This window comes from Oceanispirochaeta sp. (assembly GCF_027859075.1).
In the GTDB taxonomy this organism is placed as follows: Bacteria; Spirochaetota; Spirochaetia; order DSM-2461; family DSM-2461; genus Oceanispirochaeta.
The window spans coordinates 1-23850 of record NZ_JAQIBL010000198.1 but is presented as its reverse complement, the minus strand read 5'-3'; the positions used below and the strand labels follow the sequence as shown (position 1 = coordinate 23850).

Genomic DNA, 23850 nt, shown 5'->3' with positions numbered 1-23850 from the left:
TGCCTGTTCTCAAAATCAAGCTGTCCGTCCAGGTTTCCATGAGATATTTTGTAGGCAAATTCTTTGCTGGCAATGATGGGGCCGGTTATATTGGAGGCAATGAACAGGGCTCCGATGATCACCACTATGACAATAACCAGGCCGCATAAAAAAATAATTCTAAAAAGTGCATCTATTGGAGAGAGGACTTCGTCCTTATTGATCTTGGAGATGAGATACCATGCATTATCCAACAGAGGAACCATGCTGTAGGCCACAAGGACTTCATTCCCATAACTATCCATATAGGTCCCTTCTCCGCTTTTCTGGCCGGCCTCGCGGGCATCATCCCAGTAGGGGAGATTTGAAGAGTGAGTATATCCCGTCGAATAGTCCATAGAGGTCATATCGCTTCGGAGTGAGTAATTGTCTTCCTTTGCGTTGTAGGCCACCAGGTAGGATTCTCCTGTTTTGCCCATCCCGCGGCGGGAATTCAGAATCTCAGTAATAAATTTTGGCCCGATTTTGAAAACGGCAATATTGATCGTGCTTTCCGTTTCATCAAAGAGGGGTGTTCCTAAAAAGGCGTACAAATCATTATTGTCCGGTTCATAGGGAGCGAAATCTATCATGGTCGTTTTACCGCTGCCCACCGTATGCCGCCAGAGATCGGCCAGGCCGGAATCTCTATAAGCTCCGTATTCCAGATTTGTTCCCAGTTCCCATCCTTCGTTGATCGAGAGCAGGACATCACCATGGTCGGCACTGATAATATAAAAATCGTCGAAATGATAGGCTTCGGCTTCATTTTTCAGGAATCGCAGAGAACTTTTCCTCTGCTCCCTGTATTCAGGCAGGTCCAGAATCATGTTCCCCGAGACACCCTCCCTTTTTTGGTATTCATTGATGCTCCGGGAAAGATTTTTGATTTCAATAAGATCCGGCAGTCTCTGGATTTCCTCAACCATACGCTCCAGACTGGCCTTCACTTCTCCCTTTCGGAGTTCCTGGATGACCTTCAGATTATCAAAAGACTGATCCAGGAGCGCTTCTTTAGCGAGGCTTGAACCCAGATATCCAGTGATAAGTAGAGGGATTAATCCTGTTAATAGAAAGGAAAAAATCATTTTGGGGCGGATATGAAACAGAAATCTTTTATGAGACAAGGGCAGACCTCTTTTGTGTCGTGTAACGTTGAATTCGGGTAGATCTAATGACAAATTAAGCATCGGTCTATCAGACATTTATATTGACATATACATTTATTTGCCGTCTTTCTGCCGTTTAATACTGATGATTTTTGGCTTTTTCAAGGCTAATAATTTAAAGTTTATATAGGAGTTCTATTTTAGTAATATTATCGATTGCTGTTAAGGAGTCACAAGTGATAAAAATAAAATTCAAAATAAGTTTCCTCGTGTTGTTATCTCTTTTGTTCCTCGGGATTGTTATGGGGGGGCTGGCCGTTTTCGAAATCAAGAAACTTGGCAATAGCAGCATTAATACGCTTGACCGGAAACTAAGAGATGATTTTGATACCCTGGCGAAGAGTCAGATAGACCAGGCTCTTTCTGTGGCTCAGATGTATTATGATAAACGGGACGTCCTTGGTGAGGACCAGGCTCGTGAGCAGGCGCGGGATGCTCTGGACGCCATGCGCTATGGAGAGAGCGGTTACGTTTTTATTTACAATTCCAAGGGAATCACTATTTCTGAACCGGATAATACAAAAGAGGGAACCAACCGTTGGGATCTGCAGGATGCGGATGGGGCCTACCTTATCCGTGATCTAATCAAAGCAGGCATGGATGGTACGGGATATACAACGTATCGCTTCAACAAACCCGGTGAAACAACTGCCTCACCCAAACGTTCCTATACCGGTTATTTTGAGCCATGGGACTGGCTGGTAGGTACAGGCAATTATATTGATGACATCGATACCCTGATTGAGGCGGAACGTTTAATGATCAATGCCCTGATCGGGAGAACCATCATGATTCTTCTGCTCGTGGATGTGGTCATGATTGTACTGGCATTTTTTATCGCCTGGATCATGGGAGGCAGAATCACGGCACCCGTGGAGTCCCTGGCAAGGGATGTGGGCAAAATTGCAGAGGGAGATCTGACTGTAGATATCCTTGTAACGAGCAGGGATGAAACCGGAATCCTCGCTGAGGCCCTTAAGAATATGGTGCAGCGCCTCCTGGCGATCGTTTCGGGCATTACCGGGGCCTCATCGGCAATCATGCAGAATTCCCAGGAGGTCGCGGATGCCTCTCAGCAGGTGGCATCAGGAGCCAATGAGCAGGCCTCCAGTGCCGAAGAAATTTCAGCTTCCATGGAGGAGCTCGCCTCCAATATTCAGCAGAATACAGATAATTCCCGGGAATCCAATTCCATTGTTTCCCAGGCCGCCGTTGATGCTGCTTCCAGCGGTACTGCCGTGGAAGACACTGTCAATTCACTGAAAATCATATCAAATAAGATCAGCATCATAGAAGAAATCGCCAGGAGTACCAACCTCCTGGCGTTGAACGCCGCCATTGAAGCGGCCAGAGCCGGAGACGCGGGCAGGGGATTTGCCGTCGTGGCTTCGGAGGTTCGAAAACTGGCTGAAAGCAGCCAGGTGGCTGCCATCGATATAACACAGGTTGCTGCAGAATCCGTACGGAAAGCCGATGAGACACTCGAATTGATGAGGAGCATCGTTCCCGCCATTAAAAAATCCGCGGAGATTGCGGAAGAAATATTTGAGGGCAGTAATGAACAGGCAAAGGGTGCCGATCAGATCAATCTGGCTCTCCTGCAGATGGACCAGGTCATCCAGTCTAATGCGGCCTCCAGCGAGGAGATCGCCTCCATGTCGGAAACTCTCAAGGATAAATCTCTGGATCTTTCAAAGCTGATCAGCTTTTTCCATACGGGTGTTAAAACCGCAGAAATGCAGCCGGGATCGACTGTTATGCAAAATCGTGAGTCTCCTGATGGTCCTCTTTTGAAAACTGGTTTGTTGGAAGTTTCGGGAAAACCAGACCCTCAGGATAATTATAGTGATTTTACTGAATTCTGATTCAGGGCTTGATCAGAATCTGCTGTTCCGACTTATACTAAGGTCATGAAACTTTTCAGAACCTCCGGCAGGGCTGTTCTTTTTTGCCTCACTTTTCTCGTTCTGTGTCATATCTCCTCTGGACCATTATATGCAGAGGAGTTCATTTCAGGTGATAAAATCATTCTGGGACAAAAAGAGCAGGTCCGAATCGAACCTTCAGGGCTACTCCTGGACGGCAGGGTCGATACCGGCGCCGCGATGGCGTCCCTTCACGCAGAGAACATAATCCGTTTTATTCGTAATGGAGAGGAGTGGGTTCATTTTAACCTGAACCCCGGCGGAGCGGACTGCATCATGGAGCTGCCTCTATTTGCTGTGGTCAAGGTTCGCCAGGCCAATACGGTGGTCCTGCAGGAACGCCCGATTGTAACCCTGTCCATACGCATGGGAGAGCTGCAGATGGATGCCAATTTTACACTGACAGATAGAAGCCTCATGAGTGTCCCCCTTCTGATAGGTCGAAATATCCTGAAGGACCGCTTTCTTGTTGATGTTTCCGGGGAATATCTGCTGGGTTTTGTGCCTCAAGACTAAAAAACCCGCCGGATATTCCCGGCGGGGCATATTCAAAATAGAGTTAGAATCAGACCATGTCTTTCATGGGATCAGTCACTGGCTGTTTCTTGTAGCTTCTGGGAAGCACAATGTTCAGGAAGATGGCTGTGAGTCCACCGGTTGTGATGGCAGAGCCGAATACTGATTTCATGAAGGGAGAAAAGTTCTGTAGAATTTCGGGAACAAAGGTGACACCCATTCCAAGACCGAAAGAGATGGCCATGATGATGACCCCTCTTCTGTCGATAATGCTGGATGCGATGATTCTGATCCCTGACGCTGCTACTGTACCAAACATGATGATGGTGGCTCCACCAAGTACTGCATTTGGAATAATGGAGAAGAGTCCGCCCACGATGGGGAAAAGACCGAAAATAACCAGCAGTCCGGAAATCCAGAAGCCGATATAGCGGCTGGCAACACCAGTCATCTGGATAACACCATTATTCTGGCTGAAGGTTGTGTTGGGGAAGGTGTTGAAAACAGCAGCCAGGGCAGAGTTGATCCCGTCTCCCAGAACACCGCCGGAAATACGTTTCATATAGAGATCGCCTTCCACTGGTTCTCCTGAAACCATGGATGTGGCTGTCAGGTCTCCAATTGATTCTACAGTCGTGATCAGAAAGAGAAGAGCCATGGGTATAACATGAGCCCAGCTGATGGCAAATCCGTATTTGAAGGGGATGGGAAGGGCGACAATGGAAAGGGATGAAACCTTATCAAATTGAATGATTCCCAGGATGGCCGCCACAATATAACCGGCAATGAGACCGAACACAATGGCTCCCATTCTCAGCCATTTATTGGAGCTTCTGTTGAAGGCTATGATGGTCACAAGCACGATGGCTGCGAGCATCAGATTCTGAGGACTGGCAAAGAATTCCGGCTTGTTACCCAGGAGCCATGCTCCTCCGCCTATGTCGGTGATACCTACTTTGATCAGGGACATACCGATGAGTGTAACAACGATCCCGCTGACCAGGGGAGTGATGATTTTTTTCAAAAAAGGAATGAACCGGCTGAAAATCATCTCTACGGGGGAGGCAATCAATGCTGTACCGAAAATGGCTGCCACCATCTGGGCTTCTGTTCCACCAGCGCTCTTTACAGAAAAACCAATAGCGATACAGACTGAAAGAAATGTAAAGCTGGTTCCCTGTATACTGAGAAGACCGGAGCCTATAGGACCGATTTTGCGGCACTGTATGAAAGTGGCCATTCCGGATACGAAGAGGGACATGCTGACCAGATAGGCAGACATTCCAGTACTCAGACCTAATACTCCACTGATAACAATCGCCGGTGTTACGATCCCTATGAAAATGGCCATCATATGCTGCAGGGCTGCAAAAAAGGCGGGCCCTGCCTTTGGTCTGTCGGTAAGGCCGTATATTAAATCGACCTTGATTTTTGTTGCATCACTCATGGATGCCTCCTTGTGGATGGGATTAAATGTTGTTTACCATTGTAGCTGTGAAATGAACAGAGGAAAAGTTTTTTCTTTCCATTGATTGATTAAACAGTCAAATATGAGGAAAAAACACATATTGCTACATTATTGTTGGAACTTAAGTCCCTTCTCTCTGCCAATTTCAATGATTTGAGGCCTTCTCAGCAAAATATTTCGGAGTTTTACCGGATTCATTCTCCTGAAAGAAATAAAAAAACCGCCCATAGTTGAGCGGTTTTTAAGGTTTCAATCAATTCTAATAATTTTTATCGGCGTAGCCAACCCAGCCGCCGTATTCCACCAGGGTTTTATCAAAACCGGAGATGCTGAAAGGGATGGTCCTGGACTTGCCTGAAGAAGACTTCAAGGTGAACTCATTCTTCTCCAGATCGGTAGTCAAGGATGTCTCTTCACCGGAAAAGTCGGCAAAGAGGGCCTCAATCACTTCGGATCTGAGTTCGACCGCCATCATGCCGCAGTTATACATATTTTGACGGAATATTCTGGCGAAGTCTTCGGCAATCACCAGATTGATACCATTCACTTCAAGAGCCCAGGGTGCATGTTCCCGGGAGGACCCGCAGCCGAAGTTGCTTCTTGTGATGATGACCCTTTTTCCCGGCAGATCTTGAGCAGAGTTAAACCCTTTCAAGGTCAGATCTTCCAGAAGATTGGGTTTGAGAGCTTCTTTGGAAATTTCCGTCAGGTATTTGGCCGGAATGATTTCGTCAGTATTAATATCGGACCGGTCCAGAAACAGAACCTTTCCATTGAATTCTTTTTTATCAGTCATAATGGCTTACCCCTTGTACAATGCTGAGTTGGTGATGGTTCCGCTGATGGCGGTGGCGGCGGCAGAGGCCGGGCTCATCAGGTGAACTGTCCCGCCCTTGCCCATACGGCCGTTGAAATTCCGGTTCGTCGTAGAGGCACAGACTTCTCCATCCGCCAGGACTCCATTGCTCATACCGAGACAGGCGCCGCAGGTCGGGTTGGTCAGGCAGACACCCGCATCCATAAAGATCTCAATGAGTCCTTCTTTAAGGGCCTGTCTGTAAATGTCCGGTGTAGCGGGAGAAAGAACGACCCTCACCTTCTCCGACACCTTCTGATTTTTCAGGATTTCGGCGACGACCCGGAGATCTTCAATTCTTCCGTTGGTACAGCTGCCGATGTAAATCTGATCAACCCGGGTATTTTCCATCTCACTTATGGTTTTTATCTGATCGGGTTTTGAACCGAAGGTGGCCACCGGTTCCAGGGCACTGACATCCAGTTCAATGACTTTAGAGTAGGACGCATCACCATCGGAGGTCCATTGCCCGTACTCTTCCAGAGCCGCTTTTTTGCTTGCAAAATAATCCTTGATGAATTTCCAGTGGTAGTCCACAGTGGTCATGTCGGGGCTGCATATACCGCAGGTTCCTCCGGCTTCAACGGCCATATTGCAGATGGTCATTCTTTCTTCCATTGAAAAACCGTCAATTACAGGACCGGTAAACTCGATCACCTTGTTTGTGGCTCCGTTGACACCAATTTTCCCGATGAGGAACAGGATGACATCTTTGGCGTAGACCCCGCCTCGCAGGGTTCCGGTCACGTTGATTTTAATGGATTCTGGAGTCTTGAAGCTGCACACACCCTTGAGAATGCCCACTTCCAGGTCGGTAGTTCCGACTCCTGCCGCAAAGGCGCCGAAGGCTCCGTGTGTACAGGTGTGGGAATCTCCCATGATGACTGTAAACCCGGGACGGACAAATCCTTTTTCCGGGAAGAGGGCATGACAGACACCATTTTGACCGATGTCAAAGAAATCCTTGATTCCCTGGCGGGCGGCCCATTCTCTCATGATCTTTCCCTGCTCAGCTGTTTTTGAGTCTTTTGCAGGGGTCACATGGTCAATGACGGCCTTGATTTTGTCCGGATCAAAGACCCTGTCTTTCCCGCGGTGGATCAGATCGTTGATCGCAATGGGGGTTGTGATTTCGTGACAGAATACTCTGTCCAGATTCAGCACGAAGATTCCCTCTTCGGGGCTGTCTACCCTGTGTGCATCGAAAATCTTTTCGGCAATGGTTTTTCCCATTTTCATCTCCCTCTCTTTCCCTTTCGGGATATTTTTTATTGTCAGGGGGTTCTATGTTCCATCATGGAAACCCCCGGGTGTGTCAATTTTGCCTTTCCGGTCTGTTTTAGCTGAACAGCCTGGGGGGTGTAATGATCCAGATGGCTTTTAAGGGTTCTTCCCCATTGTTAATGAGAATATGGGGGACCGCAGAAGAGAAGGAGAGGCTGTCTCCTTTTCTCAAGCTATAGCTTTCGGTGCCGTACTTCAGTTCTCCCTGTCCGCTGAGGATGATACCCATCTCCCTCCCGGGATGGCCATATTCATCGCTGCCTTTTTCTCCTCCCGGTTCAATGGTCAATTCCAATGTCTCCAGGGCAAAATCTTCATCCGGAGGAGCAGTAGGTGTCAGAAGTTCATACTGAACCGAACCCAGAGTGAGTCTGTTTCTCTCTTCTCCCCGGACGATACGAACCTTTCTCTTTTTTCTGAAATCCCTGAATAGATATTCGGGATCAATGTCCAGGATATCGGCAAGGCAGAGAAGAGTATCAATTGACGGGGAGACCCTGTTGTTTTCGATCTGGGATAGAAGGCTGACGCTGACCTGCATCTCTTCGGCCAGCTTCTTCAGGGTGACCGATTGGCCCTCCCTGACTTTTTTGATCTTCTCTCCAAACCTGTATTCCCGACGATCCATGACTTTCTCCTGTTTGTTATTACAGTAAGACTGAAACTACAACAGTATAATTAAACACATTTCATTCCTTGTCAAGCTTGTTCAGTATTAGTTAATGAAAATTTCAGAAGAGATGACAATAAAAGGCAGACCCGGATTTTCCGGGCCTGCCTCTATCGGCGTTTATATTACTCTTTCTCAGACAGCGCTTTCAGATCCTTTCGGCTGATGGAACTGGGGTGCTTCCGGCATCTCGATGTCAGGAAGATCCAATCCAAGGGCTTCTTTAAGAACTTCCTTAATATTTTCCACCGGAATGACCTTCAGGTCGTTTCTGATTTCTTCGGGAAGTTCATCCATGTCTTTCACGTTTTCGGCGGGGAGGATTATCTTTCTGATTCCTGCCCTGTGAGCGGCCAGAACTTTGTCTTTGACTCCACCCACAGGCATGACGGCTCCTCTCAAGGTGATTTCACCTGTCATGGCCAATTCAGGATGAACGGGAGACCCCGTAATGAGGGAGGCCAGGGATGTCAGTAGAGTGACTCCCGCCGATGGTCCGTCCTTGGGAACCGCTCCCGAGGGGACATGGATATGAATATCCTGTTCCTTAAAGGCGAAATGACCAGTATACATGGACAGGCGGGAGCGGATCAGGCTCAGGGATATTCTGGCGGATTCTTTCATTACATCCCCCAGTTGACCCGTGATGGTCAAGCCGCCTGTTCCGGGCATATTTGTGGATTCCACAAAGAGAATCTCTCCTCCTACGGGGGTCCAGGCCATGCCGGTTACGACACCGGGAGGATTCATTTTGCCAATCTGTTCATGACGAACCTTCTGATTATCCAGATATTCTTCCACATCTTCTTTTCTGATATGAATGGGAAGTGCCGATTCTTCTGAAACAACCTTTTCAGAGACAACCCGGGCTAACTGGGCAATTTTACGCTTCAGCCCTCGGACTCCCGCTTCACGGGTATAGTTTTCAATCACTTCGGTCAGGGCATCTTCTTCAATGACAACCTGTTCTGCATTTAAACCATGATCATCCAGAACCGTGGGGATCAGATGTTTTTGCCCGATGTGGAACTTCTCAGGGTTTGTATATCCCGAGAGGGTGATGACTTCCATCCTGTCCAGAAGAGGACCGGGAATGGTTTCAAGAGTATTGGCGGTAGCCACGAAAAACACATCTGACAGGTCATAGGGCACTTCCAGATAGTGATCGGAAAAACTGTTGTTCTGCTCGGGGTCAAGGACTTCCAGCAGGGCTCCTGCCGGATCACCGCTGTAGGATTGCATGAGTTTATCCACTTCATCCAGGACAAACACAGGATTGCGTGTTCCGGCTTTTTTCATTCCCTTTATGATCCTGCCGGGGAGGGCCCCGATATAGGTCCGGCGGTGTCCGCGTATTTCGGCTTCATCCCGCATACCACCCAGGCTGGCTCTTACATACTTGCGGTTCAAGGCCTCGGCGATGCTCTTCCCCAGACTGGTCTTTCCAGTACCGGGAGGTCCTACCAATAGGAGTATGGATCCCTTCTTTTCGTTCTTGAGTTTCATCACTGCCAGGTGTTGTATGATTCTTTTTTTAACCTTCTCCAGGCCGTAATGCTGCTCGTCCAGAATACGTCTGGCTTCTTTGAGGTCAATATCTCCCGAGTCTTCACTTGTCCAGGGAAGATCCACCAGCAGATCCAGGTAGTTCTGAATAATTCTGGTCTCGGGGCTGTTGGGGGGCTGTTCCTCCAGCTTTTCCAGCTCTTTTAAGGCGACTTTTCTGACTTCATCGGGCATTCCCGACTTGTCTATTTTTGCCTTGAATCCCTGGTCTTCTTCACTTCCCGATTCATTGAGTTCTTTCTGTATCACCTTGAGCTGTTCTCTCAGTACATTCTCACGATAGCTTTTACTTGCTTTTTCGGTCATCTTACCGGCAATTTCTGCCTGGAGTTTGAAGGACTCCTTTTGGCTGGCCATATAGTCCAGAACCTTGAGACCCCTTTCCTTGAGGGAGGATATTTCCAGGAGTTCCTGTTTTTCCACCCGGGATATGTTCAGATAGGGGATGATGTTGTACATCAAAGGTCCCGGATGAAGGATCATGTCCAACTGTTTGACTGCAGATTCGGTTCCGGCAAAAAAGGATGCGATGTCCCGGGCCAGCTCTTTCATGCCCTTCAGCATGGACTCCCTGCTGTTTACATCCATATCGTCCTGGTCTACCAGGGATTCAATCTGCGCATAAAATAGTTTGTCTCGTTTTTCAATATGATTTATCTTGATCCGCTGAACTCCTCTGAGTTTAAGATGGAGTTCTCCGTCTTTATGTATGGCACTTTCAATGAAGGATAGGGTGCCTATGGTAAAAAAATCTTCTTTTTCCAGATCTGTCAGATCAAAATTCTTTTTCAGAGAGACAGCGGCCGCCAGGCCGCTAGGGTTCTTGTCGCCGAATGCGGCTTCATCATCTTTGAGTCCACTGATCCGGACTGTGGTGATTCCTTCCGGAAAAAGTATGGCTCCTTTCATGGGAACCAGGGGGAGTTCTTTGGGTATATTTAATATTTCATTCATTTTTCTACCTCTTCAACCCAGAAAATACTCATACCTTTTATGGGGGTAAAGGTATTTCTTCACTAAATACTAGTGAAAAGCAAGTATATGCTCTGTATTTTAAATTTAGTCTATTTTCCAATGGATTACTATGAAGTTTGTCAGGAGAAATTCTATTCCTGGAGTAGCGCAGTGTCTTAGGAGACCCTATAATACAAATGACCCGGATATCTCCGGGGTTTCAGGAGTCGCAGATGTACCGAACTTTGCTTATATTTATGGGAGTTTTATGGGGATCTTTATTTTTTCTGATTTCCTGTGCAACATCTCCGGAGAAGAACATCAGGCCGGAACCGGACTGGCTCTCTTCTCCTCCCTCGGATTCCGGTTTTTATTATGGAATCGGAGGTTCAATCACAGATGATGAGGCAAAGGACCGTGAGAGAGCCCTGGTCAGGGCCCGGTCAGATCTGGCTGCCTCCATCTCTGTTGATGTTATTTCAGTTCTGGATTTGAAAAACAAGGTCGATGCCGAAGGAATCAGTACAGAAACACTGGAAAGCCGGGTGCAGCAATCGGTGGAACAGAGTCTTGTTAACCTGCAGACCGTCGATTCCTGGTACCATCCCGACCGTGGCTATTGGGTTCTTGTCAGGATGGATAAAGAGGAGTGGGACAAGCAGAGACGTGAAGACCGGCGGGTTTCGATTCCTGTTCCATCGGGACTGGAAGAGCTTTCCGGGCTCAATGTTTCCTTTCTCTCTGCTCTGAATAATAAGAATCTTCCTCTGAAACTCCTCCCCGGAGGAAAAAAGACCCCCTATGAAATCAGACTGGACTGGATTGTTTCTGATTATCCCCAGCTGGATGACAGTACAGGCATATTCTTTTCCAAGGTGTCTGGAACGGTTAGTTTTAAACAGTATGGATTGCTCTTGTACAGTAAACCCTACGGCCCGGTGAAAGATGGCGGTTTGAATTATGAACAGGCTCGGGAAAGGGCGGCTCAGAAGGTTCTCCTCCAGTTCAGTGGAGATGAGGATTTTAATTCCGGCATCATCCGGGAGATGGGGGGAGCATGAAATTTCTTAAGGCCCAGATAATACCTTTGATTTGTCTGGTCTGGACTACCACGGCCCTATGGGGAGCGTCTCCTCAGGTAGTGACGATCTTCCATTTTGAAAACACGGCGGGTAGGGCTGAAGATCAATGGATGTCCCGGGCTTTTGCAGATGGTTTGAGCAGCCGTCTGGCCTTATCCGATCTAACTCTGGTTGAACGGGAAGATCTGGAGTCTGTATTGAAGGAGCAGAAGCTGGGTTTGTCTGGAATGACCGATGAATCTACCGCTCTGGAACTGGGGAAAATCCTGAATGCCACCCAGCTTATCCGGGGGAGCTACATTCTCGTGGATGGAAGGATCAAGGTTTCTGTTAAGGTTACGGATACAACAAGAGGGGCGATTCTCTTTGCCGTGTCAAAAGAAAGCAGTCCTGAAGAGTTTTTTGATCTGGAAGCCTCCCTGGCCTGGGCTCTGGGTGAATTTTATGGATTCCAACCTGCGGAGACCGTGATGTCAGCCTCACAGGAGGCTCTTCATCTCTATTATAAAGGGCTCTTATCCCTGGATAATGAGGAATACAGCCAGGCCACCCGGGACTTTCAGGATGCCTTGAATCTTGACCCCTCCTTTCAGGGACCCCGGGACAGTCTGGAGGATAGTTATCGTTTTCTGAAAGATTTCAAAAACGCCCGGTATCAGCGGGAAATGAATTTGCTGTACCGAAGGCTGGAAAATCTTCTGAATCAAGCCCAGGCAGACCCGTTTAAAAGCTGGGGAGATCTTGTGACTGAGAAGGCAACGAGAGGAGAGGATATTCAGATTCTGATGGCCCTGGTTCAGGAGCATCCTGAACTGACCTGGGGGAGCACCAGGGCAGAAGTGTTGTGGCATGCACAGAATGTCATGCTGGAAATAGCTGATTATGCGGTAGAATATTTCGAAAATACCCGGGAAGCCGACAGGATGCAGGATGGTGTGATTGCGATTTCAATAAAGGCCAAAAAGAACATGCCCGAGGACCCCTTCCTGCCGGAGCTAATCTATCAGGAGCTTCTGGCCTGGTATTACAGGGAACATTGGGACAACATGATATCCATCTGTGAATCTCTTATGTACGGATGGCCCGATTACAGGATGATGTGGGCCATTGAAGATTTTTATGAGATGGCTCTGGAGGAGCAAGACGGTTCACTCCGTGATTAAGGGTGAGATTTAATTCGCGGGATGGTTTTTTTCTTCTTTTTCTTCTTTTTAGGCTTCTTGATCGAGTAACCAAAGTGGCCAAGAGGCTCTTTCAAGGCACAGTATTTCCCGTGTGCACTGGCAATGAGTCCCGCTCTGTTCATATTAAAAGCACCGCTGTCATTGTCCAGGTACTGATCATCCACGCTGACTGAGATGACTTCTGCCAGGAACATATCATGACTCCCCAGTTCTTTTATCTCCATGACCCGGCATTCGATGGCCACAGGTGATTCTGCCACCAGAGGAGCCTTGACCTTCAGTGCTGACAGGGGGGTGAAACCGCACTCTCTGAATTTATCAAAATCCCTTCCTGATTTTACTCCGCACCAGTCTGTAGCCCGGGCCATCTTTTCTGTGGACAAGTTGATTACGAACTCTCTGTTTTTGCTGATGATCTCATGAGACAGGCGCTCCTTTTTGAGGGATATATAACAAAGGGGCGGGTTGGTGCATACCGTTCCTGTCCAGGATACGGTGACCAGGTTGTATCCATCCTCTTCATTTCCGCAGCTCACCAGAACCGCCGGAACGGGAAAAATCATATTTCCAGGCTTCCAGTTTATCCTTCCCATTGCATTCTCCTGTGATGTATTTGTATGAAACCCTATAGCTGTCTATAGCAGAGGTAGGCGGCAATGTCCCGGGGTATCAGAATCTCTGTTTCATCCATCATGACCGTCACAGCCTCTTCATCTTTTTTGACGAGGAATAATTTTTTTCCGGGGTAGAGGTTCATTTTGTGACAGTAGGGTAACAGGCCGTCCTGCGACTCTCCCTCTTCGGTTATCCGGATAAGCTTGAGGTCTGATTCTACCGGGGCTTCCATGAGGCGTTTGGCTCTGACCAACTCTTCTTCACCATCAGTCCCGGGAAAAGGATTTCCATGAGGGCAGGTCTTTGGCTGGCCGAAGAAATTATAAAGGTACTCCGTGAAATCCTCTGAGAGTGAAGCCTGGAGTCTCTGAGCCTCCTCATCGGATTTTTCCCAGGGATACTCCAGCTTGGAAATCAGCAGATGTTCGATTAGATAATGCCGGATCAAAACGGCTTCGGCGAACCGGCGGCCTTCCGGAGTGAGCCGGATCGATTCATAGGGGACCTGTTCTGTCAGACCCAATTTCTTGAGACGGCCCATGGCCTGGTTTGCCGCCGGCTTGGATACTTTTAAGCGGCTGGCGAGTCTGGAATTTCCGACTTTTCCATATTCTCTGTTTATAATGTAAATAGATGTAAGGTAGTTTAAGGCAGAAGGGAACTGCCTCTGCAGATCCAAAAGCTCCTGGTCGCTGATTCCATTCATAGTGCAAGCATAAACCATATTTTCAATCGGGATAAGCTACTCCCCGGAGGGGTGCTGGAAATTCCTTTTGTCCCTTTTGTCTCGGTGCGGGTGTACAGACTGTGGCAGCCTTCATACCTGTTGCGTTCTTAATGTTTCTATCCATTCCCATTCTGGGTTTACTCTACCTGGTGCTGCTGCTGATCGGGCAAAAAGAGCATGACCTGAAATCCGTAGCTCAGGATACTAAGAGCAAGCCCTGCTGCTGATCTTCCCTTCGAGGTGGGGGGCTTTGTTTATTGAGACAGGGCCGCGAAAATGCTCGTATAATAGGTCATACTGGAATATTCACTTCCAGTCCCTGCTCCATCACCAAGTTTAAGCCTGCTGGGATCAAGACCCATTACATAGCTTACGGTCTCATCAATAAATTTTGCATTGGCTTGGACTTCCGCTACAAGCTGAGTCAAGCCAGCCTCTTCAACAAGATACTCAATATATTCATTTTTTGTTTTCCATGAACCTCCTGCATAGATTTCTGTTGTGGACATATATATTTGAGTTGTGGAAAGGTTTTTCACACTTCCTTTGGATTCTCCCTTGTATCCGTCGGGGTTATCACCATCCGCATCAAATGTCGACGTTGAAATTTCAAAGGTCGTATCAGACAAAGCCAGCTTGACCGCATCCCAGTCGGTGTCATTGATTTTTTCTTCCATTTCATACCAGTCCCCGGCATAATCATTATCATAAGTCAGGCCGACTTCCAGATTACACCCGGCTAGGGCAAAAACAGCGGTCATGCCTATCATTCCACTTAATAATCTATTCATTTGTATCTCCATCTTCTCTTTATCTGTATTGTACAGCTTACAACTATATGTAACACAACCTCCGACTGCAACTGTTACAGCTCATCCCTTGAAATCTTCCGGGGGGCTCATTTCTCATCTATTCCCGCAGTCCGGCTCCGGCAGGAGCAAAATAAAAAAGTGGAAACGTTGCCATTCATGTGATATACTCTTCCTGTTTGCGGGGTAGTATGAAAAGGTCCAAAGGGAACAGTAAAATTACTATAAAAGATATTGCCGCCAAAGCCGGGGTCGGAATCGGCACTGTTTCCAGGGTTCTGAATAACAGTCCCAATGTGAAGGACAGTACCCGTTCGGAAGTCTTGAGGATTGCCAAAGAGTTCAATTATGTTCCCAATGGAGCGGCCCGTATGCTGGTGCGCCAGTCACATTCTGTGGCCACCGTCGGGCTTCTCCTTCCTGTGGTGGAGAATCAGTTTTTCTTCGAGCTGATCAAGCACATCTATTCCCGCCTCAAGGCAGATCAGTTCAATATCATGATCTTCAATACCGACCACGGGCAGGAAAGTGTCATCCATCATATAGTAGAGCAGAGGCTGTCCGCCGTCTTGACTCTGGGAGACCCTCCGCTGACGGCGTCAGAGCAGGAAATTCTCAACTTTCATAAGATACCCTTTCTGTATGTGGATCATCATGAGGCGGATACAAGTTATATCAGCTATGATAGCGTGAGGGGCAGTACACTGGCCGCAGAGTACCTTATCTCCCGGGATTGCAGAAAAATAATGATGATAGGCCTCAGTGATCGTTCACAACAGCAGCTGGACCGCTTTGAGGGGTTCAGGAAGAGAGCCGATGAAGCCGGGGGTATCCTGGTTTCAGAGCTCTGCATTAACTCGGAAGAGGAGTGTTACGACATCAGCCGGACACTGATGAATGATAAAAATCTGGATGGTCTTTTTTATTTTTCTGATACCATGGCCTATGGAGGCATACAGGCCCGAATGGAGTCGGGAGCGACCGTTTCCATCATCGGATACGATGATATTTTTCCTTCCAAGTACATGAAACTTTCCACTATCAGGCAGTCCCTCGAGATTCTGGGAACTGAGGCTGCATCAATGATCATTGAGCTGGTCAGGCAGAGGGAAGATGGAGAGGATCATCAGATTCTGCAGCAGATTCTTCAGCCCGAATTGGTTGACCGGGACTCCTGATTTTAATCAGAGGGAACCCCATTCATCACTTCAACGGAAAATCTGTGGAAATTGGAAAGTGATTCTATTATAATTTGAGTTTCTGAAGCTTTTTATGGATGGAAACGATTCCGTGAATTGTAAAAATCCTTGACTTATATCAAAGTCAGGATATAGTAAAGATGGAAACGTTACCATAGTTTCCATAAGAATAATTGGAGGAATATATGAAACGGATTTTAACAGTTCTTCTGATGGTTTTCGCTTCTATTAAATAAAAATATCCGGAAAGAAAACTTCCGGGTATTCCATATCTCTCCCGGGCAGTTCGCCAGGGATTTAAGGATGATCTATGAAAAACGGTATACAACTTATTACCTACCCGAACAGCATGGGGAAAGATCTGAAGGAACTGCATTCGGCTTTGTCGGGACCTCTCAGGAACTGTCTGACAGGAGTTCATGTTCTTCCCTTCTTTCCCTCTTCCGGGGACAGAGGCTTTTCTCCCTTGGGATATCGGGATGTAGACCCCGCATTCGGGACCTGGGAAGATATCCGACGGATCTCCTCGGATTATGATCTTGTTGTGGATCTTATGGTCAACCATCTCTCCCGCCAGTCTTTAGAGTTTCAGGATTTTGCGGAAAAGGGAGATGAGAGTCCCTGGGCGGAGTTGTTTCTACCGGTGGACAGGGTCAAGCCGGAGGGTGATTTTACAAAAGAAGAACTCGCAAGAATATATACACGAAAACCGCGGGCACCCTGGATTGAAGTGACTCATAAAGATGGAACTGTACGGAAGGTCTGGTGTACATTCTCTGAAGAACAGATTGATCTGGATATTCACTCTGAAACAGGCCGCCGTTATATCCTGGAGAATATGAATTATCTGGCAGACCAGGGTGCCGTTCTGATCCGGCTGGATGCCTTTGCTTATGTCACAAAAAAGGCCGGCACATCCTGTTTTTTCCTGGAACCGGAAATCTGGGATATTTTGGGGGATTATCGAGAGGTCATGAGCCGGAGGGGGGTGGAACTCCTGCCGGAAATCCATGAGCATTATTCCATACCCATGAAACTTTCACAGAAAGGATACGGCATCTATGACTTTGCTCTTCCCATGATCCTACTTCATGGATTGTACAGCGGGCGTGCTGACAGGCTGGGCGCCTGGTTGAGTCAGTGTCCGGAACATCAGTTTACCACCCTGGATACTCACGACGGTATTGGTGTGGTGGACGTGGCAGATCTTCTGACTCCCGAGGAGATCAATGAAACCTGTGAGGCCCTGTATGAACGGGGCTCCAATTTGAATCGACGCTACAGCTCTCAGGAGTATAATAATCTGGATATCTATCAAATCAACTGTACCTATTATTCGGCTCTCGGAGAGGATGATCAGGCCTACCTTCTGGCTCGGGCCGTACAGTTCTTTGCTCCTGGAATTCCCCAGGTATATTATGTGGGTATGCTGGCTGGTTCCAACGATATCGACCTGGTGGAAAAAACCATGAATGGACGGGATATCAACCGTCATGGTTACAGTCTGGAAGAAATAGAGGGAGAGATCAAGCGGCCCGTCGTGGTTTGTCTGATTCAAATGATGAAGTTCCGGAATTCAGCCCCCGCCTTCTCCGGAAAGTTCGAAATGGTTCAATCCAGCCCTGAGGGTATTTTGGAAATTATCAGAACAGGCAGCAATTCTATTGTTCGACTTCTGGCTGATCTAAAAACAAAAGAATTCCGGATTTTTCAAAAAGATGATTCTCAAGAATGGCAGGAGTTGTTCTTTCAGATATGATCACCCCTTGGGATGGAGAAATCCTCAGAGGATTCTTCATTCATTTTCTCAAGCTGTTTTCCCCTGAGAAACAGCAGGATGATTCCCATTCCCAGGAGCGGGAACAATGAGAAGACCTGAAACAGAAAGGGGTAGTCGGAATATCCGAGAATCCATCCGCCCAGAAATCCCCCGACAAACAGAGAGAAGCCCATCCCTATGGCAGAGTATAGGGACATGGCCAATCCCCTGCTGGCATTTGAGGTTGCCCTGGAAATGAGAGTGACCATGGCCAGATGATTAAAACCAAAGGAGATGCTGTGGAGGATCTGGACTATATACAGAGGGAGCAGAGTCCGGGAGAAGGAATACACCTGCATCCGAAGAACTCCGGCGGCCAGACAGAGGAGCCAGAGTCTTTTCAGCCCCAGCTTTCTGAGCAGAAATCCTGAAAAGAAGAAGAGAGGCACCTCAAAGAGAGGACCGATGGCCCAGAAACCACTGATGTCTTCTGTGGCGAACTTGTTTTTCAGAAGCAGGGAGAAGAAGGTGATATGTCCCGATATTCCCATAAAATTGAGGGAGGCTATGGACAATCCAATCCAGTAAATCCCCGGAAAAGTCTTGATGGTTTTCAGGAATGAGACTGGCTTCTGTTGATCTTCTGCGAGATGTGCCGCCGGAAGATATATGATCAAAGGAATGGCTATCACCATGAGGATGGAGAAACCTAGAAAAACAGAAATGGGGCGGGAGGCTTCCACCCAGTTTGTGATCTGAATGAGCATGGCTACACAGAAGAATCCAAGACTGCCATACAGGCGGGTTTTCCCGTATTTTTCCTGTGAGTTGGGCATGGTTTGTCCGTAATGGGCGTCAACCAGGGATGTCGGTGATTTGATCACAAACCCCAAACCCAGGGTCAGGGGAACTACAAGCAAAAGGCTTTGAGCGCGGACAATCAGGAACAGGGTCAATAGACACAAGAGTATGATCGTTACAATGGTCCGCCGTGGAGATCGTATCCGGTCATAGAAATGACCGATGATCAGGAGTCCCAGAATGCTGACAAACTCGTAACTTCCCATCACAAATCCGATACGGGAGGGTTCGAAACCCTTGCTCTGCAGAACCAGAGGGAAGAAGGGATAGAGAGAGGCTATGGATCCAAATAGAAAAAAATAGACCAGCTTATAGACGTTCTGATATTTTTTTGCCTCAATCATAGTCCACTATAGAACCATTGCCGGGGCTGATCAATCCCAGTATAAAAGGATTTTCCCTGACTGTCCCCCCCTCATTATATCAAAGCCCCGTTCAAACTCTTCCACGGGCATACGGTGGGTTATAATTCTGGATATATCCAGGCCGGAGCGGATCATGGCAGCCATCTTGTACCAGGTTTCATACATCTCCCGGCCGTATATTCCTTTCAGGTTCAGCCCCTTGAAAATGATCTGATTCCAGTTGACAAGACTCTCTCCGGGGGGGATTCCCAGTAGGGCTACATGACCGCCGTTGTTCATCCTGTCAAACATCTGTGCCTGAGCCTGGGCATTGCCTGACATCTCGAGACCAATGTCAAATCCTTCCAGCATGTGGAGTTCCTTCATGATGTCTTCCAGCTTTTCTGTTTTTATATTGACGGCTCTGGTCACACCCATTTGCCGGGCTAGATTGAGACGGTATTCGTTGACATCGGTGATGATGACATACCGGGCACCTCCATGTCTGGCGACTGCAGCCGCCATGATGCCGATGGGACCGGCCCCTGTTATCAGAACATCCTCTCCCACAAGATCGAAGGACAAGGCTGTATGCACGGCATTGCCGAAGGGATCAAAGATGGCCGCGGCTTCATCGCTTATAAAGTCATCCAGTTTAAAGGCATTGTCAGCCGGCAAAACCAGATATTCGGCAAAGCAGCCGGTTTGGTTTACACCGATCCCCTGCGTATTCCGGCAGAGATGCCTTTTTCCCGCCCGGCAGTTCCGGCAGTGTCCGCAGGTCAGATGCCCTTCACCGGTAACCCTGTCGCCTTCCTTGAAACCGGCGACTTCACTGCCCAGGGCCTCAACCTGACCGACAAACTCATGCCCTGTGATCATGGGGACGGGGATGGTGTTCCGGGACCATTCATCCCAGTTGTAAATATGGATGTCTGTACCGCAGATGGCCGTGATTTTAATCTTAATCAGCAGGTCATTCGGGCCATAATCCGGTTTCGGGGCATCAATCATCCACAAACCCGGCCGTGATTCTGTTTTTGCCAGTGCCTTCATTCAATAACCCCCAGTTCTTTACCAGTCTCAATAATCTGTGTCAGTGCCATCTCCACATCATCCCGGCTGTGGGCTGCGGACATCTGAAATCGGATGCGTGCTTTTCCCAGAGGAACCACAGGATAGGAGAACCCTATGGCATATATCCCCTTTTTCAGCAGTTTGTCAGCCATGGTTCCTGCCAGAGTCGCGTCCCCCAGCATGAGGGGGACGATGGGGTGGATTCCGTCGACTATGGAAAAACCGGCCTCCCCCAGAGATTGTCTGAACAGCCTGGTATTATCAAAAAGCCTCTCTCTCAAGGCAGCCCCTGATTTTATCAGTTCCAGGGTCCTCAAAGCCGTCGCTGTGATGACCGGAGGCAGTGAGTTTGAGAACAGATAGGGTCTGGACCGCTGCCTCAACCAGGATACGATCTCCCCTCGGCCTGATGTATACCCTCCTGAGGCTCCACCCAAAGCCTTGCCGAGAGTACCAGTTATGATATCCACCCGGTCCTGTACTCCCCAGTACTCGGGTGTCCCCGCTCCTCTGTCTCCTATGAAGCCAACAGCATGTGAGTCGTCCACCATGACCAGGGCATCGTAGTTCTCAGCTAGATCACAAATTCCCTTCAGATTGGCAAGAGTGCCATCCATAGAAAAGACGCCGTCCGTGGCAATGAGTCTGAAACGGGCCGAAGCGGCTTCCTTCAGCCTTGATTCGAGATCTTTCATGTTATTGTTGGCATAGCGGAACCGCCGGGCCTTGCAGAGACGAATGCCGTCAATGATGCTGGCATGGTTCAGTTCATCGCTGATGATGGCGTCTTCCGGCCCCAGGAGGGCTTCAAAGAGTCCTCCATTGGCATCAAAGCAGGAGCCGTAGAGTATCGTATCCTCGCTTCCCAGTAATTCACTGAGTGAGGCTTCCAGCTCTTTGTGAATCGTCTGGGTACCGCAGATGAACCGGACTGAAGATAACCCGTAACCATAGTCCTTCAAAGCTTTCCTGGCAGCCTTAATCAATTCGGGATGGTCAGCAAGTCCCAGGTAGTTATTGGCACAGAAATTCAGAACGTCCCCTCCACCGGATACGGATATTCTGGCTCTCTGGGGGGAGGTGAGAATCCTCTCATTTTTAAAAAGACCTGCCCCCTGGAGGCCTTCTAATTCCTTTGAAAGATGTTCCAACATTCTCCGGCTCATTACTTCCCCCTTACATGGCGTATAGTATAATTCATGGTCAGGTCTGTTGCATCACTCTGGTTGAACCTTTATTTTATATAAAGGGAGCACCGGGAATAACTCTTCAGGAATCAGAAGACTCTGTTTTCGGCCATGACGCGACTGTAATATTTTCCTGACTCCTTGATGGTTCTTTTCTGGGTGTCATAATCCACCCGTATCATACCAAAACGTTTGCTGTAACCGAAGGCCCATTCGAAGTTATCCATAAGAGACCAGAGGTAGTAGCCCTTCAGATTCGCCCCCTCTTCGATAGCCCTGTGGCAGGCCCGGAGGTGAGTCCTCAGGTATTCGATGCGGTCATAATCCTTGACTGTACCATCTTCGGACATGCTGTCATCGGCAGCCATTCCATTCTCTGTGATATAAACAGGAAGGTCCGGGAAGAACTCCGTCATATATTTCAGGTTCCAGTAGAGAGCATCCGGGGTGATGGGCCATCCCATCGCCGTCCGGGGGTAGGCCGCTGGGAGATCTACAGTTTCATAGCCTGCTTCGTTGTCTGCCGCCTGTACAGGGGGACAGTTGTAAAAATTGATCCCAAAGTAATCTAGGGGTGTCGAAATTATCTTCATGTCTTCTGCTGTGGTTTCGGGCATCTCTCCGTAGTGACGGACATAAGACTCTTCATCGTACTCTCCCGTCATCATGGGGAAGAGGCGCTGGGAATTCCTTTCTTTCCAGGCTTTTCTGGCCGCCCTCAGATGGGGCTCTGTATTCAGAACAGGCCAGGGAGCTTCATTGTTGTCCACCAGTCCGATAAAGGAATCTTGTACATTTCTTCTGAGAACTTGTGTGGCCATGCCATGTCCAAGGAGAGCATGGTGGGCTGTCTGGTTTGTGATTTTATCACTTTCTCTGCCGCCGGGAGCATGCATATCCAACTTGTGGGCCAGAGTGGTAAAGCACATGATTTCATTGATGGTCGCCCATTTTTTAACCCGGTCACCCAGGCTGCGGCTGACAACATCACTGTAATCTGCAAAAACCTGGGCCATTCTTCTGTCTTTCCAGCCCTGATATTTATCCTGCAGGGCCTGGGGCAGATCCCAGTGGAAGAGTGTGGCTAAGGGTTCAATGCCGGCATTCAGCAGCTCATCCACAAGGTTCTTGTAGAAATCCAGTCCTTTCTGATTGATCTGGCCTTCCCCTTCGGGGAGGATTCGGGGCCAGGCAATGGAAAACCGGTAGTGCTTCAGCCCCATGCTTTTCATCAGTGCCACATCGTCTTTGTAAAGGTGGTAGTGATCACAGGCAACATTACCAGTGTCTCCTCCCACAACCTTTCCGGGCCTCCGGCAGAAACGGTCCCAGGTGCATTCTCCCCTGCCGTCTTCCTGCCAGGCACCTTCTATCTGGTATGAGGCCGTTGCCGAACCCCATATAAATCCCTCGGGAAATTTGTATTCCTGTATCATTATCCTTCTCCTTTATGGAAAGTCTTTGGAGTATTGAGTTTCTTATGTATTCTAATACTATCTATTTGATATTTTCTTAATAATATCTGATATAACCTTGTACTTATTTGATCCTGGGTCTACTTTTACCCATGGATGACGTCGTAACAGTCCAGCTGCAGGATATGTCTCCCTAGCAATATGTCCTCCACAGAATCAGAAGCCACAGACTCTGGACCTTTCCCAGGCATAGACACCGGGAGGTTTTTGAATTCTATTTTCTATTTGAAGGAGAGGTTGTTCACCATTTTGATGATCACGATTACACAATGGGTGAAGGCGATTTTTTAATGATCCGTGAAGAGGATTTTCATAGTCTGTCGGGAAGGAACTTCGACTTCTTCAATCTGATACTTCCCCTCCAATTCTGGGACACCCTCCTGGATTCTCTGAATTTGCGAAAACTTTTTGAATCAAAAGTGTCGCAGGGACGTTTTTTTACTCATTTTCTAAGAGAACAGCAGAGCTGGGTCCTGGAGGATCTGGAACGGCTTTTTCTCTATCAGAAAACAGAGTATGGAGATATCCTGCTGAGCCGGTTTTTATTAAGTCTGGCATCAGAGTTGATCGGCCCTCCCGAAACTCTTGCTGAAAAAGAAGCGTCCCCGGTTCTGCCGTCCTGGTTGAAGTCGTTAATGCTGGAGTTGGAAAGCCGAAAAGTCGAATCTTTGACAGTCCGGGGGATGGCCGATATTTCTTCAAAGTCTCCTGAACATCTGTCCCGTACATTCCGGAAATATCTGGGGATGACCCCATCTTCCTGGCTGAATCAGCAGAAATTGGACCGGGCTGCACTGATGCTGGAGCATTCCAACAGTGCCGTCATGGATATTGCCCTCTCCCTGGGATATGATAATCTGGGCTACTTTTACAGACTCTTTACAAAGCGCTTTGCTGTCCCTCCGGTTGAATACAGGAAAAATTACTCTCTGGTCCCTTACGGAGACTGATGTTCTTCATCTCTATGAATCCCTTGATAGATATCGTTGCGCCAGATGCTGTAGTTTAACTCCCAGCGATAGTCTGAGCTGCAATCCATTTCGACATTCAAATCTGATTTATAGAGCTTCACCACAAATTCCTCGGATTTTCCTGGGAGACAACT

Annotated in this window: 21 protein-coding genes; 8 read left to right on the top strand and 13 right to left on the bottom strand. The window is 48.1% G+C overall.

Going from position 1 to position 23850, the window contains the following annotated elements; translation table 11 throughout:
- Positions 1-1145: hypothetical protein (locus PF479_RS11115; protein ID WP_298006327.1), on the bottom strand; the 1145-nt coding region annotated here is incomplete at its 3' end.
- Between the two features lie 218 nt (positions 1146-1363).
- On the opposite strand from PF479_RS11115, the gene PF479_RS11110 reads away from it, so the two are divergent.
- Together PF479_RS11110 and PF479_RS11105 are read left to right on the top strand one after the other, a co-directional pair.
- Positions 1364-3052 carry a methyl-accepting chemotaxis protein gene (locus PF479_RS11110; RefSeq protein ID WP_298006324.1) on the top strand — a complete coding sequence of 563 codons (1689 nt, stop codon included), beginning with the start codon at positions 1364-1366 and terminating at the stop codon, positions 3050-3052.
- Between the two features lie 45 nt (positions 3053-3097).
- Positions 3098-3628, top strand: a complete 531-nt coding sequence (locus tag PF479_RS11105; protein WP_298006323.1) for a RimK/LysX family protein — start codon at positions 3098-3100, stop codon at positions 3626-3628.
- Between the two features lie 49 nt (positions 3629-3677).
- On the opposite strand, the gene PF479_RS11100 is transcribed toward PF479_RS11105, so the two are convergent.
- The 5 genes from PF479_RS11100 to lon all read right to left on the bottom strand — a co-directional run bounded on the left by PF479_RS11100 (position 3678) and on the right by lon (position 10426).
- Entirely contained in the window at positions 3678-5075 is a 1398-nt protein-coding gene (locus PF479_RS11100; protein WP_298006321.1) for a nucleobase:cation symporter-2 family protein, read from the bottom strand.
- 280 nt (positions 5076-5355) lie between these two features.
- Positions 5356-5892 carry a 3-isopropylmalate dehydratase small subunit gene (locus PF479_RS11095; RefSeq protein WP_298006318.1) on the bottom strand — a complete coding sequence of 179 codons (537 nt, stop codon included), beginning with the start codon at positions 5890-5892 and terminating at the stop codon, positions 5356-5358.
- Positions 5893-5898: 6 nt separating this feature from the next.
- The gene (locus PF479_RS11090) at positions 5899-7185 is read right to left on the bottom strand and encodes a 3-isopropylmalate dehydratase large subunit (RefSeq protein ID WP_298006331.1); all 1287 of its coding nucleotides are present in this window, start codon (positions 7183-7185) and stop codon (positions 5899-5901) included.
- A 106-nt stretch (positions 7186-7291) separates the two neighbouring features.
- Entirely contained in the window at positions 7292-7864 is a 573-nt protein-coding gene (locus tag PF479_RS11085) for a helix-turn-helix domain-containing protein (protein ID WP_298006316.1), read from the bottom strand.
- A gap of 177 nt (positions 7865-8041) precedes the next feature.
- A complete protein-coding gene (lon, locus tag PF479_RS11080; protein ID WP_298006314.1) occupies positions 8042-10426 on the bottom strand; it encodes an endopeptidase La in 2385 nt (794 codons plus the stop codon).
- Between the two features lie 233 nt (positions 10427-10659).
- Between lon and PF479_RS11075 the strand changes: the two genes are divergently transcribed.
- Both PF479_RS11075 and PF479_RS11070 read left to right on the top strand, forming a co-directional pair.
- Complete coding sequence (locus PF479_RS11075) at positions 10660-11487, top strand: LPP20 family lipoprotein (protein WP_298006311.1); 828 nt, start codon at positions 10660-10662, stop codon at positions 11485-11487.
- Positions 11484-12671, top strand: a complete 1188-nt coding sequence (locus PF479_RS11070) for a CsgG/HfaB family protein (RefSeq protein WP_298006308.1) — start codon at positions 11484-11486, stop codon at positions 12669-12671. The genes PF479_RS11075 and PF479_RS11070 overlap by 4 nt, the downstream gene beginning before the upstream one ends.
- Here PF479_RS11070 and PF479_RS11065 read toward each other — a convergent pair.
- Both PF479_RS11065 and PF479_RS11060 read right to left on the bottom strand, forming a co-directional pair.
- A complete protein-coding gene (locus tag PF479_RS11065; protein ID WP_298006306.1) occupies positions 12668-13285 on the bottom strand; it encodes a flavin reductase family protein in 618 nt (205 codons plus the stop codon). The two genes, PF479_RS11070 and PF479_RS11065, sit on opposite strands and share 4 nt — an antisense overlap.
- A gap of 32 nt (positions 13286-13317) precedes the next feature.
- A complete protein-coding gene (locus PF479_RS11060) occupies positions 13318-14013 on the bottom strand; it encodes a metal-dependent transcriptional regulator (RefSeq protein WP_298006303.1) in 696 nt (231 codons plus the stop codon).
- A 101-nt stretch (positions 14014-14114) separates the two neighbouring features.
- Between PF479_RS11060 and PF479_RS11055 the strand changes: the two genes are divergently transcribed.
- Positions 14115-14261 (top strand): hypothetical protein, encoded by a 147-nt coding sequence (locus tag PF479_RS11055; RefSeq protein WP_298006300.1) that lies wholly within the window; start codon positions 14115-14117, stop codon positions 14259-14261.
- 27 nt (positions 14262-14288) lie between these two features.
- Here the strand turns inward: PF479_RS11055 and PF479_RS11050 are convergent, their stop codons facing one another.
- Positions 14289-14825 carry a hypothetical protein gene (locus PF479_RS11050; protein ID WP_298006297.1) on the bottom strand — a complete coding sequence of 179 codons (537 nt, stop codon included), beginning with the start codon at positions 14823-14825 and terminating at the stop codon, positions 14289-14291.
- Positions 14826-15034: 209 nt separating this feature from the next.
- On the opposite strand from PF479_RS11050, the gene PF479_RS11045 reads away from it, so the two are divergent.
- Together PF479_RS11045 and gtfA are read left to right on the top strand one after the other, a co-directional pair.
- Positions 15035-16021, top strand: coding sequence for a LacI family DNA-binding transcriptional regulator (locus tag PF479_RS11045; protein WP_298006294.1), 987 nt, complete (start codon positions 15035-15037; stop codon positions 16019-16021).
- 331 nt (positions 16022-16352) lie between these two features.
- A complete protein-coding gene (gtfA, locus tag PF479_RS11040) occupies positions 16353-17801 on the top strand; it encodes a sucrose phosphorylase (RefSeq protein ID WP_298006292.1) in 1449 nt (482 codons plus the stop codon).
- Here gtfA and PF479_RS11035 read toward each other — a convergent pair.
- The 4 genes from PF479_RS11035 to PF479_RS11020 all read right to left on the bottom strand — a co-directional run bounded on the left by PF479_RS11035 (position 17792) and on the right by PF479_RS11020 (position 22706).
- Entirely contained in the window at positions 17792-19006 is a 1215-nt protein-coding gene (locus tag PF479_RS11035) for an MFS transporter (protein ID WP_298006289.1), read from the bottom strand. The genes gtfA and PF479_RS11035 overlap by 10 nt on opposite strands.
- Before the next feature lie 30 nt (positions 19007-19036).
- On the bottom strand, positions 19037-20062 hold the full coding sequence (tdh, locus tag PF479_RS11030) for an L-threonine 3-dehydrogenase (protein WP_298006286.1): 1026 nt from the start codon (positions 20060-20062) through the stop codon (positions 19037-19039).
- A complete protein-coding gene (locus PF479_RS11025; RefSeq protein WP_298006284.1) occupies positions 20059-21249 on the bottom strand; it encodes a glycine C-acetyltransferase in 1191 nt (396 codons plus the stop codon). Before PF479_RS11025 ends, tdh begins: the two co-directional genes overlap by 4 nt.
- 110 nt (positions 21250-21359) lie before the next feature.
- Entirely contained in the window at positions 21360-22706 is a 1347-nt protein-coding gene (locus PF479_RS11020; RefSeq protein ID WP_298006281.1) for a GH1 family beta-glucosidase, read from the bottom strand.
- Positions 22707-22900: 194 nt separating this feature from the next.
- Here PF479_RS11020 and PF479_RS11015 point away from each other — a divergent pair, with 194 nt between their 5' ends.
- Positions 22901-23695: an AraC family transcriptional regulator gene (locus PF479_RS11015; protein ID WP_298006329.1), complete on the top strand. Its 795-nt coding sequence runs from the start codon at positions 22901-22903 to the stop codon at positions 23693-23695.
- The last annotated feature ends 155 nt before the right edge of the window (positions 23696-23850 follow it).